Genomic DNA, 14,107 nt, shown 5'->3' on the forward strand with positions numbered 1-14,107 from the left:
CTGCATAAGTGTATGCAGAAATAAACACAAGGAGTCTCATATGAGAAAAGGTTTTACAATGATTGAGTTGATCTTCGTGATCGTTATTTTAGGTATTTTAGCTGCTGTAGCTATCCCAAGACTAACCGCAACTCGTGATGATGCCGAGATAGCAAAAGCCGGAACAAACTTAACTACACTAATCAGTGACTTGGGTGCTTATTATACTTCACAAGGTGAATTTGCTACAAAATTAAGTGGTATGACAAATGTTCAGCTTAGTAACGGTGGTGCAGCCCTTACAGACGAAATAGTAGCTGCCGGTAAAAAATGCGTGAAAGTTACTTTGGTTCCAACTATTGATGGTACTACAGGTAAACCTGCTCACTTAAAGGTAGAAGGGGGCTCTGATAAGACTACAGAAATATGCAAAAAAGTCTTAGCTAGCAAAGGTGTTGATACTTTAGTAAAAGGCAAATTTACTTTCTCACATAAAACAACTGGAGCTATTACAGAGAGCGGCCCTGGTGAGGTTGCGATCAGCGGTATAAACGTTAAATTCTAATTTTTAGAAAAAATAAGCTTAATAATCAAAGCCCAAGCTTGCCTTAGCAAGTTTTGGGCTTTTTTTAATTTAGCCCTAAATTTATCTAGGAAAAGATATGATATACGTATTTACTATGATAGAGCTCATATTTGTTATAGTTATCTTGGGGATACTTACCACATTTTGCGATTCCTTGCTTGACTCTTGCTAGAGATGATGCGAATTTCGTTCAAATTTTAGCCAATACAAAACAGCTTATGAGCGATGTGATGGCGCATAATGCCTCGTAAGGCGGGATATCAAACGATATAAAAGATATGACGAACGTTCCAAGCGTATCTTTTGGCGGTAATGTCAATCTAAATAATGCTACTTACCCGCACAGTATTTGATATTTAAGACTAAAGACTGCGTGTTAAAATTCCGCTTTATAAAAGACGCCGCCAGTCATGTAGTTATAAAGCTAGATCCAAGCGTAATTATAAACCATTGTAAGGTTCTTGAAAGAAATAATGAATTTATCAGTTTAAAAAACAGTGAATACCCTGTTGGATCAAAAGCTATTTTTTAATATAAAGTGGTATAATTTTCCAAAAATTTTAAAACGTCAAGAGGTTATTATGAAGCGTGGATTTACGATGCTTGAACTAGTATTTGTAATAGTTGTTATTGGAATATTAGCTAGTATTGCTGTGCCTAGATTGTTTGTAACGAGAGATGATGCGGTGCTCGTTAAAGCTAGAAGTGATATAGCCTCGATACGAAGCGGTATAATAAATAAGCATAATGCTGATATGCTATCTGGCAAATTTACTTATGATAGCCTTGAAAAATCTGGAGCAACGAATATTTTTACTAATATTTTGCAAAACGGTATAAAAGAAAAAGGCGCTTCTGATGTATCTGGGTGGAAAAAAGGAGGCACGACAGGCAGCAGGACTGTATATACCTTTGCGTTAAATAAAAATCAAAGCGTAGATTTTACTTATGATACTGCCGATGGCTCTTTTAGTTGCCCAAATAACGACAAACTCTGCAAGCAATTGACGGAGTAATGCTCTACTACCAAATAATTCCGAGCGGCTTAAATCTTAAGCCGCTTACATATTGTTCAGATTTTAAAATACCCAATTTTACCCAAGTCTTAATCAATATAAAAAATAAAAAAACTATCGGCTACGTCCTCCAAAGCGTAGCCGAGCCGAATTTTAAAACGCTTGAAATTTTAGAAATTTTACCCGCCACGCTTACACCGATACAAATTTCGCTTTTAAAATTTATCTCGCATTACTATGTCGTAAATTTATCTATCGCGGCTGGCCTTTTTACTCCGCTAGAAATTGAAGCGCCTTACTTGCAGAATTTGACGCAAGCGCAAATTTTGACTGATAAAAACGAGATAAACGATAACTTGGATGCAAAATTTGACGAATCATCGCAGCCAAATTTGCCTGACAATTTAAATAGCGGCAACTATCAAGAAAATTTTAACTCAAACGGGAGTGTTGCTACTAAATTAAATCTTAATAATCCCGTACGGTCGCCAAAAATAAGCACCGACCAATCAGCTACGATGGAGTTTTTTTCAAAAATCCCAAACCTAAACCAAAATCAACAAGAGGCGCTAAATTTTGCCAAAATTCACAAAACGAGTTTGATTTTCGGCGACACCGGAAGCGGCAAAAGCGAGATTTATTTTTCGCTCATTCGCGAGCATCTGCTAGCAGGCAAACAGGTTTTGCTTTTGATGCCTGAAATCTCGCTCACGCCTCAGATGACGAAGCGACTAAAAAGCTATTTCGGCGAGAAATTTGGCGTATGGCACTCCAAAATAACGCCGAAAAAGCGCGGCGAGATCCTGCAAAAATTTCAGAGTCGCGAGATAAATTTGATCGCAGGTGCGCGCTCGGCGCTATTTTTGCCGTTTACCGAACTTGGGCTTATTATCGTCGACGAGGAGCACGACGACAGCTACAAATCCGCGCAAAATCCGCACTATAACGCCCGCGATCTCGCGCTATTTTTAGCGAGCAAATTTGACGTCAAAGTTGTGCTTGGCTCCGCGACTCCTAGCGTCGTGAGCTTTAAAAAACAGCCCCATTTTAGGCTGAGAGGAACGTTTTTTAAAAGCGAGAAAAAATTTATCTACGACGAGAGCGAGACGGGGCTGGGCGACGTGATCCTGGGCGAGCTTGCGGCGAGTTTTGCGAGCGGTAAGCAGGCGGTCATATTTTTACCGACGCGCGCGAACTTTCGCTATCTGTCGTGCCGTGAGTGTGGCAGCACGATAAAGTGCCCGTTTTGCAGTGTAGGAATGAGCTTTTACAAAAAGCGAAATTTGCTAAAGTGCCAGTACTGCGGTTTTACGACGTCTGCGACGTGCTCGTGCGAGAAGTGCGGTAGCGAGATGATCGAGGCGAAAAAAATCGGCACCGACGAGCTAACGGAGGCCTTACGCTTGGCGTTTCCAGCGGCTAGGATCGAGAAATTCGACCGCGATGAGATCACGACGCAAAACAAGCTCGAAAAGACGCTAAAGGCCTTTAACGCGGGCGAAATAGACGCGCTTGTCGGTACGCAGATGCTAAGCAAGGGGCACGACTATCACAACGTGGATCTTGCAGTCATCATGGGTGTTGACGAGCTATTAAGCTTCCCTGATTTTCGCGCTCGCGAGCGGACGTTGGCACTGGCGATGCAGGTGGCGGGCAGGGCTGGGCGCTCGGGCGATGGGCGCGTGGTCGTGCAGAGCAGGCAACGGGAGTTTTTTGAAAATTTTATCGCGGACTACGAAGCGTTTTTGGACGAGGAGATTCTTGCTAGAGAGCCGATATATCCGCCGTTTGCTAGGCTTTTACGAGTTATCGTTTCTGAAAAAAGCGAGCAGACGGCAAAGCAAAGGCTTGAAATTTGCGTAGCCGAGCTTGAAAATTTACGCGCCGCCGAAACCTCGCTCGAGATAGTCGGGCATGGCAAGTGTGCGATCGAGATCCTCGGCGGTAAATACCGTTTTGAGATTTTACTGCGTTGTGCCTCTCACGCTCCGCTTATAAAAGCCGCTCGTATCTGCGCCGCACACGGCTTTGACGTCGATATGGATCCGATAAATTTCTCGTAAATTTGATTTCTTTTCGTTTGATTTTCGATGTTTAATTTGGGCACCTCAAAAGCGTCTTAAATGTTTTGCAAGGTTCGTAAAAACAAATTTTACATTCGGCTTGGTGTCAAAATTTAAGCTAAAACGAGCTCGTTTTGGTTTTGGCGGCTAGAGATCAAGTCTTAAATTTAACGCAAGTTTTGCTATTAATCCACCCATATGGAACAGCCAAATCTACCAAATAGTCTTTAGTGTGTTTTGGTGGCTATTTGCAGATAAAGATATTATAAATTTAAAATCTTGCTTAAACCAAAACTAAAATGTAATTAAAGTTTCCATTTATGATAATGCTTATCTTTTTTAAGCCGAATTTTATATGATTTATATATAATCCCGTTATAATTTTATCTAGCTTTAAATATACAGTCTAATTAAAATTATAAAAATCACCCTAAAGGAACTTAATGCAAAAATTTTTACAAGCCTTAGCGGGCTCGCAAAAATATTTCGTAAACTACGTTAGCGTCGCGATTTTCATCGTGATGGCGTGGATAGGCGGACTCAAAGTCGTGCAATACGAGGCCGACGGTATCGTGCCGTTTGTAACCAACAGCCCGTTTTTTAGCTACATGTATAGCAAAAAAGATATCGTAGATAACGGTAAGGGCAAAATGGTAGCCGAGTACAACCTACACAAAAATCCGGAAGGCTTGGTCGTGCCTAAAAACATCGAGTGGCACAAACAAAACGGAACTTACGCGGTTTCGTACCTGATCGGCGCGATCATCTGCACTATCGGCACGCTCGTGTTACTTGGCATATGGTTCCCTAAACTAGGGCTTATCGGCGGGCTACTGACGTTTGGCATGTCTATCGTAACGCTTAGCTTTTTGATAACGACGCCTGAGACTTGGGTGCCAAATCTAGGCAATCCAGCACTTGGCATCACTGAAAGTCCTAATCACGGATTTCCGTATCTATCGGGCGCTGGACGACTGGTACTAAAAGATATAATAATGTCTGCTGCGGGACTAATCGTAGCCTCAAATGCGGCACGCAGGCTTTTGGAGTGCTGCAAAAGCTGCTCGGCTAAGTAAAATTTGCAGATTTTGGCGAGCGGTAGGCCTAAATTTGGGTATCTCGTCGCTCGTGGCCGTTTTACTTATCTCTACTTTTTACTATCTCGTTAGAAATTTACTTTACTTTTTTAATCTATATCAAATCAATTTTATCCGTTTGCTTGCTCGTTAAATTTAGCAAACCGTGTCCGCGTAAAATGCTGCTATAAGCGGAGATCAGGTAAAATGCAACCCTAAATTTAAAGGAGAAAATATGGCATTTTTCGATTTTTTCAAAAAAGGCGGCAAAAACAGCGCAAACGCCGCAAAGATCGGTAAAACAGCGCAGGAGCGCAAGGATATAAGCATCGAAATCTTAAAATCGCAAGGCGTGCCTTTTATAGACCATTTGCCGCTACGATACGAGACGGGCGAGATCATTCCGCGCGAAAAGGACGAGGTTATCGCCCGTGCGATCTGCTCGTTTGCCGCAATAATGTGCGCTTGCACTATCAGAGATAACGGCGAGCTAATTGACGAAGACAAGCAGGGCACGAAGGACTTTCTAAACAACCGCTTTGGGTGCATAGATAAGCTCACGCGCATGGAGCGCCGCGTCATAGAGGGCGAAGCGAGCTACGACGAGGCTGTAAATATGGGCTGGAAATATGAGTCGCTGTGGGCGCTGATGTGGGCCATGGGTCTCGTAGAGGAGCTAAATTTCCCAAACGAGATCTGCGACTGCAAATTTGTGATGGACACCTTTATCGGCGGTGATTTTTCGGAGCGCGTGAAAATGCGGGATACTGATGAAATCCTGCAGGCGCTCGATCTCATCTACCGTTACCACTGGGCGTGCGTCAATGCCCGCGTGCACGGCACGGACGGCGCGGGGCTCGACGAAGAGGTCGTGATGGAGAGGCGCGGCGGGCTAGAGTGGCTGTGCTGCAAGGGGGCTGAGAACGATAATCTAACTGACGAATATAACGCGTGGGATTATCCTGATCTGAACACTTAGCGGCTTGTCTTTTTCTACTTATACTTCGTTGAAATTTAATTTTCAAGCTCGGCAGGCTATCTGCCTGGCCTACGCTTAAAAATTAAATTTCGCTTTATCTTTGTGTGTTGTTTCTCTTTGCTATACGTCGTTGCGTTTAAAATTTGCTTTATTACATATCAAGCATACGCTCCGCCCGCAAATTTCATCCGCGCCTAGTCTAACTTCGCGATACCGCCTCTTGCGTCATTTCGCTCAAATTTAAGTTGCAACTTTGGCAGACTATTTTTACGTCCTTGCTTCAAATTTGGCCGCTTGTGCGTTTAGTTTTTGCTCGGTAGCAATTAATTAATTTTTATTTTGTTTAAATATTAAATAATGTTTATTATAATTGCGCTAAAAATCAATGGATGGATAATGCTTTTTAACTCTTACGAATTTATATTTTTATTTTTGCCCATAACTTTTTTCGTATATTTTTTCTTAAATAAAAAGCGCCTTAGCGAAGCGGCGAAAGGCTTTTTGGTGCTATCGTCGCTATTTTTTTACAGCTGGTGGAACATCGCGTATCTACCGCTAATAGTAGGCTCGATGATATTTAACTACTCTTTTGGACTAGAGCTTTGTAAAAATAATCCTAAAATTTCAAAAAAAATTCTCCTAGCTCTTGGTATCGCGGCAAATTTGGCCTTGCTCGGGTATTTTAAGTACTCCGATTTTTTGATCGGCAACATCAATCTTGCCTTCGGTACGCAGATATCGCACCTAAATTTACTCTTGCCGCTTGCGATTTCGTTTTTTACGTTTCAGCAGATCGCATATCTGGTGGATTGCGCGGCAGAAGAGAGCGCGAAGCGGTATGATTTTTTAAATTACTGCTTGTTTGTTACGTTTTTTCCGCAGCTAATCGCCGGCCCCATCGTGCATCACGAAGAGATGATGCCGCAGTTTGCAAAAACCAAAAACAAAGTAATCAACTATGAAAATATCGCTCTTGGACTTTTTATATTTTCTATCGGGCTTTTTAAAAAGGTCGTTATCGCTGATACTTTCGCCGTTTGGGCGACCGAGGGATTTGACATGGCTGCGAGCTTAAATTTGATCGAAGCTTGGGTTAAGAGCCTTAGCTACACGTTTCAACTTTATTTTGATTTTAGCGGATACTGCGATATGGCGATCGGCGCGGCGCTACTTTTTAACATCAGGTTACCGATAAATTTCAACTCGCCCTATAAGGCTTTAAATATTCAGGATTTTTGGCGTAGATGGCATATCACGCTAAGCCGCTTTTTGAGAGATTACGTCTATATCCCGCTGGGAGGCAACCGCAGTGGCAAGGTGCGTACGTACGTAAATTTAGCCGCGACCTTCGTGATAGGCGGCATCTGGCACGGGGCGGGCTGGACGTTTGTATTTTGGGGATGTCTGCACGGCACGGCCCTGGTCGTCCAAAGGATTTGGAGTGAGCTGGGCTTTAGGCTAAATAAATTTGTAGCTTGGTTTATAACCTTTAACTTCGTAAATATCGCTTGGGTATTTTTTAGAGCTAAGGAGTGGGATGACGCGCTAAAGGTGCTAAAGGGGATGTTTGGGCTGGGCGGCGGGCTAGCTCTAAATTCCCGGCTAGAGAAAAAGGTTGGTTTTTTGAGGGAGTACGGCGTTAAATTTGGCGAGTGGAATCCAAATATACAAATAGACAGCACAAACACCTTGCTCTACTACTTGATCGCGGGTTTTGCCGCCTCGCTACTGTTTAAAAATTCCGCGCAAAAACTGCAAGGCTTTAAGCTTGGCGGGCTAAATTTGACCTTTGCGGTACTTTGTTTTACGCTGGGCGTTTTAAATTTGCACAAAATGTCTCAATTTTTATATTTTAATTTTTAGGAAAGTCGTATGAAATTTAAAAAATGGACGTTTGGCTTTTTGGCCGCGGCGGCTTTGATTTTCGCGTTCGTAGCAGCTTTTAACTACCTGGTCGATCCATACAGGATTTACGATACGGATATCTTTAAAAATAAACCCAGAGAGGATTTGCAGTCGCGTTTTATGAAGGTTGTAAAGATCCAAAAAATCAGGCCCGCATCGATATTTTTAGGTAACTCCCGCCCTCAAACCGCGCTAAATCCTGCGCATAGATACTTTACACAGCCTGCCTTTAACGCGGCCGTATCGGGAAGCAATCTAAACGAAACTAAAGCCTATCTAAAATGGGCGATAAAGCAGGGAAATTTAAAGCAGGCGTTGCTCGTTTTTGACGACAAGACGATGCTAGGCGGCGGTAGCAAGGCAGATGATTTCGAGGAGTATTTTAAAAATCCTAGCGCGTATAAGATTTTATTTAGCTCTCAAACGCTTCGCGACTCGGTAGCGACCGTCCTAAAATACGGCAAAACTCCGCTTTTTGAGCCTGACGGCAGACGAACCGAGGCGTCGCTGCTAGAAGAGGTGCAAAGAAACGGCGGCTACCGCGAATACTCCGTAAAAAAGATAGAGAGCGGATATATGGCTGAACGCAAAAGAGACGAGGTATCAAGGCTGTCTTATGAAAATTTTATCGAGATTTTAATGGACGCTCACGAAAATAATATAACCCTAGATATCGCGATAAGTCCGCTGCATGCTAGGCTGCTTGAAGCTATGGACTACCGAGTTGGGCTTGACGCGGCATGGTACGAGTGGAAAAAGCAGATAACGGCCGTAAATGAAGAGGTTGCCAAGCGTCTAGGAAAAAATCCGTTTAGGATAGTGGATTTTGGCGTTTATAGTGATATAACGGCGCAGGAGTTACCTAAAGACGCAGACCAAATTTCGCCGTACTACTGGGAGGCTAGCCACTATAATGCAAGACTCGGCGATATGATGTTAGATTTCTTAACGGGGCAGGGCGAGCACGCAGGGCTAGGCGTAGAGATAACTAGCAAAAACATAGACGCGCACATAGAAAATCAAAAAAGCCTGAGAGCTAAATTTATAGATACGCGGGAGTATAGGCGCGAGGTTTTTGGCGAGTAGGTTTTGGGGCGGTAAATTTATTTAAAAGCCAAGATTTTATATAATCGCACAATAAAATTTAAAGGCTAAATTTGCAAAGATACCCCACAAAACAGATCAAGATTAGGGACGTAAAAATAGGCGGAGATGCGCCCATATCGGTGCAGTCGATGACGTTTAGCAAAACAAAAGACGTAAAAGGCACGCTAGAGCAGATACAGCGGCTTTATTTTGCCGGTTGCGATATCGTGCGCTGTGCAGTGTTTGACAAAGAGGACAGCGCCGCGCTGCGCGAGGTCGTGAAGGCTAGCCCGCTACCCGTCGTCGCCGATATCCACTTTAACCATAACTACGCCGTGATAGTTAGCGAGTTCGTCGACGCTATCCGCATAAATCCGGGCAATATCGGCTCAAAAAAGAATATCAAAGCCGTCGTGGACGCGTGCAAGCAGCGAAATCTACCTATCCGTATCGGAGTAAACTCAGGCTCGCTAGAAAAGCAGTTTGAGGACAAATACGGTCGCACGGTCGAAGCGATGGTGCAAAGCGCGCTTTATAATATAAATTTGCTCGAGGATTTTGATTTTACCGATATCAAAATCTCGCTAAAATCAAGCGACGTCGAACGCACGATGGCCGCTTACCGCGCGCTTAGGCCGCTCGTGGCGTATCCGTTTCACCTGGGCGTGACGGAGGCCGGCACTAGCTTCCACGCGACGGTAAAGTCTGCGATCGCGCTAGGCGGACTGCTACTGGAGGGTATCGGCGACACGATGCGAGTTAGCATCACGGGCGAGCTCGAGGAGGAGATCAAGGTCGCAAAAGCGATCCTAAAAGACAGCGGCCGCCAAAAAGAGGGGCTAAACATCATCTCGTGCCCGACCTGCGGGCGTTTGCAGGCTGATCTTATGGCTGCGGTAAAGCTCGTCGAGGAAAAGACCAAACACATCAAAGAGCCGCTAAACGTCTCGGTGATGGGCTGCGTCGTAAACGCGATCGGCGAGGCTAAGGGTGCGGACGTAGCGATAGCATTTGGCAAAGGAAACGGCATGATAATGCGCAAAGGCGAGGTGGTCGCGAGGCTGCCCGAGAGCGAGCTAGTCGATAGATTTTTACTAGAGATCGACGACGAGATAAAGTCTCGCCAGGCGCACTAAATCAAAGGAAAAACATGCAAACTACGACATTTCACATCGAAATACCAAGTGACAGAAGCGATCTAATCGCGATAGCTACCACGCTGTCAAACGAAGTAAAAAAGCTAATTGCGGCCGATAAATTAAAAAGCAAAAAGAGCGTGCCAAGTCTTGAAATCATGCGATTTGCAGGCATAGTAAAGGGTAAGGCTGGTCAAAATTTAGACGATATAAAAGAGCTAAAAATCGCCGATAAAAAATATATGAAAAAAAGATACGGCATAGATGGCTAAAATTTTCCTTGATAGCAATATTTTGATTGATTTTTTAGTCGAAGAAAGAGGCGCTCTAAATTTGGCGGCCGTTAAACTTTTTGAAAATTTTAGTGCTAGTGACACTATTTGTTACTCATTCGGTAGTATAAGCGATGTGGCTTACGTGCTAAAAAAATGTTATAAAATTTCAGATGAAATTATTTTGGATTTTTTTAGCGCATTATCGTGGACGTCAAATTTTAAATGTCTACCGCTATCTAATGATGGGCTATCGCTGGCGTGCGAATACGCAAAGAGCGAGTTAAAATCTGGGCGCAAGATAGACTTTGAGGATGTTTTGCAGTATTTTTGCGCGCTAGAGGGCGGCTGTGAGGCGATCGTCACAAACGACAAAACCTTTCCAAAACTACAAATAGCCTTAAAGCGCACGGATGCTAATCTTGAAGATTACGCGCCGAAACAAAAAATTTAAACGGATAAAAAATGGCAAAAGAAAACATCGATATGCACAATCTCTATGATCTAGATATGGAGCGCGCGATCCTCGCGTCCATAATCTATAGCGCGGATAATCTAAGCGAGATTTTCGATATCCTAAGTCCGTTTGATTTTTACCTGCGCGCTCACGGCGACGTTTACGACGCGATGGTAAAGTGCCTCAATGAAAATTTGCCTGTAGAAACGGGATTTTTAAAAACCAAGCTGGGAAGTAAATTTGACGAGAACGTGATGAGCGAGATCATCGGCACGAACTCGATCCTGGACGTCAAAAAGTACGCCAATGAAATCAAAGAAAAATCTATCAAGCGAAGCTTAGTAAAAATCGCGCACCAGATACCTAGCAAAGTGAGCGAGGATAAGCCTAGTCGCGATATGGTGGACGAGCTGAGTCAGAGTTTTTATTCGCTAGTGGACGGGCAGAGCGCGGGCGTCGTAAAGGACGCTCCCGTCATCATCGCAGACGTCATCGCGCACCTAGAAAAGCAAAAGCTACTCGAAGACAAGGATATCGTGGGCATCGACACGGGCTTTCGCCAGCTAAACGAGATGACCAAGGGCTTTAAGCACGGCGATCTCATCATCATCGCGGCGCGACCTGGCATGGGAAAAACCACGATCTGTCTAAATTTGATGAACCATGTGCTGATGCGCGGCGGCGGCGTGGTGTTTTTCTCGCTTGAGATGCCGGCCGAGCAGATCATGCTGCGTATGCTAAGCGCTAAAACCTCGATCCCGCTGCAAAACATAATGACTGCCAAAATGGACGACGAGGAGTGGTCGCGCCTAAGCGACGCATGCGACGATATGGCTAGCCGTAAGCTTTTCGTCTATGACAGCGGCTACGTAAACATCCACCAGATCCGCACGCAGATGCGCAAGCTCAAGTCCGCCCACCCCGAGATCACGCTGTGCGTCATCGACTATATCGGCCTCATGATGGCGACGTCAAATTTCTCCGACCGCCACTTACAGATCGCCGAAATCTCGCGCGGACTAAAGCTGCTAGCGCGCGAACTAAACATGCCTATCATCGCGCTTAGTCAGCTAAACCGCAGTCTAGAGTCTCGCGCCAACAAACGCCCGATGCTAAGCGACCTGCGCGAATCAGGCGCCATCGAGCAGGACGCCGACATGATACTTTTTGTCTACCGCGACGAGGTTTACCGCGAGCAGGAGGAGAAAGAAGCCGAGAAAAAGGCGCACGCCGAGGGCAAGGAATACGTGCGTAAATTCGTCCCCAACAAGATCGAAGAGGAGGCCGAAATCATCGTGGGTAAGAACCGAAACGGCCCGGTCGGAACTGTCGAAGTAATATTTCAGAAGGAATTTACGCGCTTTGTCGATAAGAGCTTTGGCGCCGCGCACGTGGCGGAGTTTAACCCAAACGCCTAAAATGCGCCCTTTAAGCTCAAAATTTGCAAAAGCCGCAACGTAAATCTATCTTTGAAAACGCGCGCGAGGTTTATGTATTTTGCCTTGCGTGCGCGCTCGTTTTTGCGCTAAATTTGGGATTTAGCTACTATAAATTTCGAGAATTTAAAGCCCAAAACGGCGTTATCCTGCAAGCTAAAATTTTACAAAACTACGAAAAAACGAACGCAAAAGGCAAAATTTACCGCATTTTGAAGCTAAAAACGAATGATTTTAGCTTTTATACGACGACGCTGGCGGACTTTGACGCGGGAGCGAACGAGCAAATTTTAATCGGCGCCGAAAACAAAAACGTCAAATTTAAAGAGTATCTAAGCGGCTCGTTTTTTATGCCAAGCTACGGTATCTCGGAGCTTCGCTACGTCGCCAGCCCTGAGCCGTTGCGAGATAGAATTTATGATTTTATCTCCGCGCAGCACGAAAGCGAAAAAATAGCCGAGCTTTTTACCGCGCTTTTTCTTGCCGCACCCGTGGGCAAGGAGCTTAGGCAGGACGTAAATTTCTACGGCGTAGCGCACCTGATCGCGATTTCGGGTTATCATTTGGGACTGATTTTTGGCTTTTTATATTTTATCATGCGTCCGATCTACCGCTATTTTCAGGCGCGATATTTTCCGTATAGAAACGCCAAATTTGACCTCTCGGCCGCGATCTTTGCGGTTTTGTTTTGCTATCTTGCGCTGATTGGCTTCGTGCCGTCATTTTTGCGGGCGTTTTTGATGAGTTTGCTGGCGCTGTTTTTACTCGCTAGAAACGTGCGCGTCGTTAGCTTTGAGCTTCTTTTTACGGTGATTTGCGCCGCCGTAGCGCTGATGCCGAGTCTGCTTTTTAGCGTAGGATTTTACTTTTCTTGCATGGGCGTATTTTATATTTATCTATATTTGCGGCACTTCGGCGAGCGATTTTCAAATTTAAGCAACGCTATCTTGCTAAATTTTTGGGTATTTTCGGCGATGATTTTGCCCGTGGTTTACTTTTTCCCTCTCGTTAGCGCCCAGCAGCTAGCCGTCTTGCCGCTCACGCCGCTTTTTAGCCTGTTTTATCCGATTAGCGCGCTTTTGCACGCATTTGGCGCTGGCGGCGCTCTTGATGAGTATTTGCTAGAATTTCTCTCGTGGCGCGCTAAAGGCGTAAATTTGAACGTGCCGTTTTGGCTGTTTTTACTCTATAATGCGCTAAGTTTAGCCAGCGTCAAAAGCAAAATTTTAGCCGCCGTTATCGTGCCGCTAAATTTACTCTGCTTTGCCGCGCTTTTTTAAGCTTCTTTGTCGTTTTCGCCCGCTTTTTCCAGATACGCGCACAGCTTCACTCCGTAAAGAAATATGATCCACGACACGTAAATCCACACGAAAAAGAGCAGCACCACGGAAAACGAACCGTAGATGCTAAGATAGGTTTTGTTGTTTGCGGCGTAAAAGACGAAGATGCTTTTGCCCAGATACCAGATGAGCGAGGCGACGAATGAGCTAAAAAGCGCGTTTTTTAGCGTGATTTGGCGGTTTATCGAGATGAGATACGTCACGCAAAATATCGCCCAGATGATGAGGTACGGGAATATGCTGAGAAAATTTATCCACTTCGTGTAGGCGCTGGAGTTTAGCATATCTTGAAATAAATTTGAGAGATAAAAACTAAGTCCAAGCCCCAAGGGAGCTAGCGTAATGAGCGTCCAATAAGCACTCAGCGAGTTCCAAAATTTACGGCTTTGCGTGTGCATGATGCGGTTGATGACGTACTCGTAATCGGCAAAAAACATAATCGAGGTAAAGATGATAGCGCCAAGACCGAGGATGCCAAGGCTCGAGCTGTTTTGTAAAAAGGTCTCGATGTAGTTTGAGATCGCGTCTTGGTTTGAGGGTAGCAGCTGGGCAAATATAAATTCCTTGATCTTAGCGTAATAGACGCTAAAGCTTGGCATCTGCGTAAAGAGCGAAAGCGAGATGAGCAGCACGGGGATGATGGATAGCATCGTGTGAAAGCTCAGGCTTGATGCGTAGTGCAGCAGCTGTTTGTCCTTAATCTTTAGCATCGCCGTGAGCCAAATTTTAAGCGTTTGTCTTATCTTTTCAAATTTTTGCGGGGTCATTTTGGATCC

14 protein-coding genes are annotated in these 14,107 nt (G+C 44.6%); 13 read left to right on the top strand and 1 reads right to left on the bottom strand.

Going from position 1 to position 14,107, the window contains the following annotated elements; all coding sequences use genetic code 11:
• The first annotated feature begins 40 nt into the window (after nt 1–40).
• The 13 genes from Q0394_RS06025 (at nt 41) to Q0394_RS06080 (ending at nt 13,271) form a co-directional block, all read left to right on the top strand.
• A complete protein-coding gene (locus tag Q0394_RS06025; protein WP_298946148.1) occupies nt 41–544 on the top strand; it encodes a prepilin-type N-terminal cleavage/methylation domain-containing protein in 504 nt (167 codons plus the stop codon).
• Nucleotides 545–641: 97 nt separating this feature from the next.
• Complete coding sequence (locus Q0394_RS11965; protein ID WP_366115752.1) at nt 642–737, top strand: type II secretion system protein; 96 nt, start codon at nt 642–644, stop codon at nt 735–737.
• Between the two features lie 337 nt (nt 738–1,074).
• On the top strand, nt 1,075–1,581 hold the full coding sequence (locus Q0394_RS06030) for a prepilin-type N-terminal cleavage/methylation domain-containing protein (protein ID WP_298946150.1): 507 nt from the start codon (nt 1,075–1,077) through the stop codon (nt 1,579–1,581).
• Entirely contained in the window at nt 1,581–3,644 is a 2,064-nt protein-coding gene (locus Q0394_RS06035) for a primosomal protein N' (protein WP_298946152.1), read from the top strand. The genes Q0394_RS06030 and Q0394_RS06035 overlap by 1 nt, the downstream gene beginning before the upstream one ends.
• Before the next feature lie 443 nt (nt 3,645–4,087).
• Entirely contained in the window at nt 4,088–4,720 is a 633-nt protein-coding gene (locus tag Q0394_RS06040) for a DUF417 family protein (protein ID WP_298946154.1), read from the top strand.
• Nucleotides 4,721–4,955: 235 nt separating this feature from the next.
• The gene (locus Q0394_RS06045) at nt 4,956–5,699 is read left to right on the top strand and encodes a DUF4272 domain-containing protein (protein ID WP_298946156.1); all 744 of its coding nucleotides are present in this window, start codon (nt 4,956–4,958) and stop codon (nt 5,697–5,699) included.
• A gap of 396 nt (nt 5,700–6,095) precedes the next feature.
• Nucleotides 6,096–7,562 (top strand): MBOAT family protein, encoded by a 1,467-nt coding sequence (locus Q0394_RS06050; protein WP_298946159.1) that lies wholly within the window; start codon nt 6,096–6,098, stop codon nt 7,560–7,562.
• 9 nt (nt 7,563–7,571) lie between these two features.
• Nucleotides 7,572–8,690, top strand: a complete 1,119-nt coding sequence (locus Q0394_RS06055) for a hypothetical protein (protein WP_298946160.1) — start codon at nt 7,572–7,574, stop codon at nt 8,688–8,690.
• 71 nt (nt 8,691–8,761) lie between these two features.
• Nucleotides 8,762–9,826 carry a flavodoxin-dependent (E)-4-hydroxy-3-methylbut-2-enyl-diphosphate synthase gene (ispG, locus tag Q0394_RS06060; protein ID WP_298946162.1) on the top strand — a complete coding sequence of 355 codons (1,065 nt, stop codon included), beginning with the start codon at nt 8,762–8,764 and terminating at the stop codon, nt 9,824–9,826.
• Nucleotides 9,827–9,840: 14 nt separating this feature from the next.
• Entirely contained in the window at nt 9,841–10,098 is a 258-nt protein-coding gene (locus Q0394_RS06065) for a hypothetical protein (protein ID WP_297939107.1), read from the top strand.
• The gene (locus Q0394_RS06070; RefSeq protein WP_002946691.1) at nt 10,091–10,552 is read left to right on the top strand and encodes a type II toxin-antitoxin system VapC family toxin; all 462 of its coding nucleotides are present in this window, start codon (nt 10,091–10,093) and stop codon (nt 10,550–10,552) included. Before Q0394_RS06065 ends, Q0394_RS06070 begins: the two co-directional genes overlap by 8 nt.
• Nucleotides 10,553–10,563: 11 nt before the next feature.
• The gene (locus Q0394_RS06075) at nt 10,564–11,973 is read left to right on the top strand and encodes a replicative DNA helicase (protein WP_298946166.1); all 1,410 of its coding nucleotides are present in this window, start codon (nt 10,564–10,566) and stop codon (nt 11,971–11,973) included.
• A gap of 23 nt (nt 11,974–11,996) precedes the next feature.
• Nucleotides 11,997–13,271, top strand: a complete 1,275-nt coding sequence (locus tag Q0394_RS06080) for a ComEC/Rec2 family competence protein (RefSeq protein ID WP_298946168.1) — start codon at nt 11,997–11,999, stop codon at nt 13,269–13,271.
• On the opposite strand, the gene Q0394_RS06085 is transcribed toward Q0394_RS06080, so the two are convergent.
• Nucleotides 13,268–14,098, bottom strand: coding sequence for a YihY family inner membrane protein (locus Q0394_RS06085; protein ID WP_298946170.1), 831 nt, complete (start codon nt 14,096–14,098; stop codon nt 13,268–13,270). The two genes, Q0394_RS06080 and Q0394_RS06085, sit on opposite strands and share 4 nt — an antisense overlap.
• Nucleotides 14,099–14,107 lie beyond the last annotated feature (9 nt).

The sequence above is a fragment of the uncultured Campylobacter sp. genome, from assembly GCF_938039205.1.
GTDB lineage: Bacteria > Campylobacterota > Campylobacteria > Campylobacterales > Campylobacteraceae > Campylobacter_A.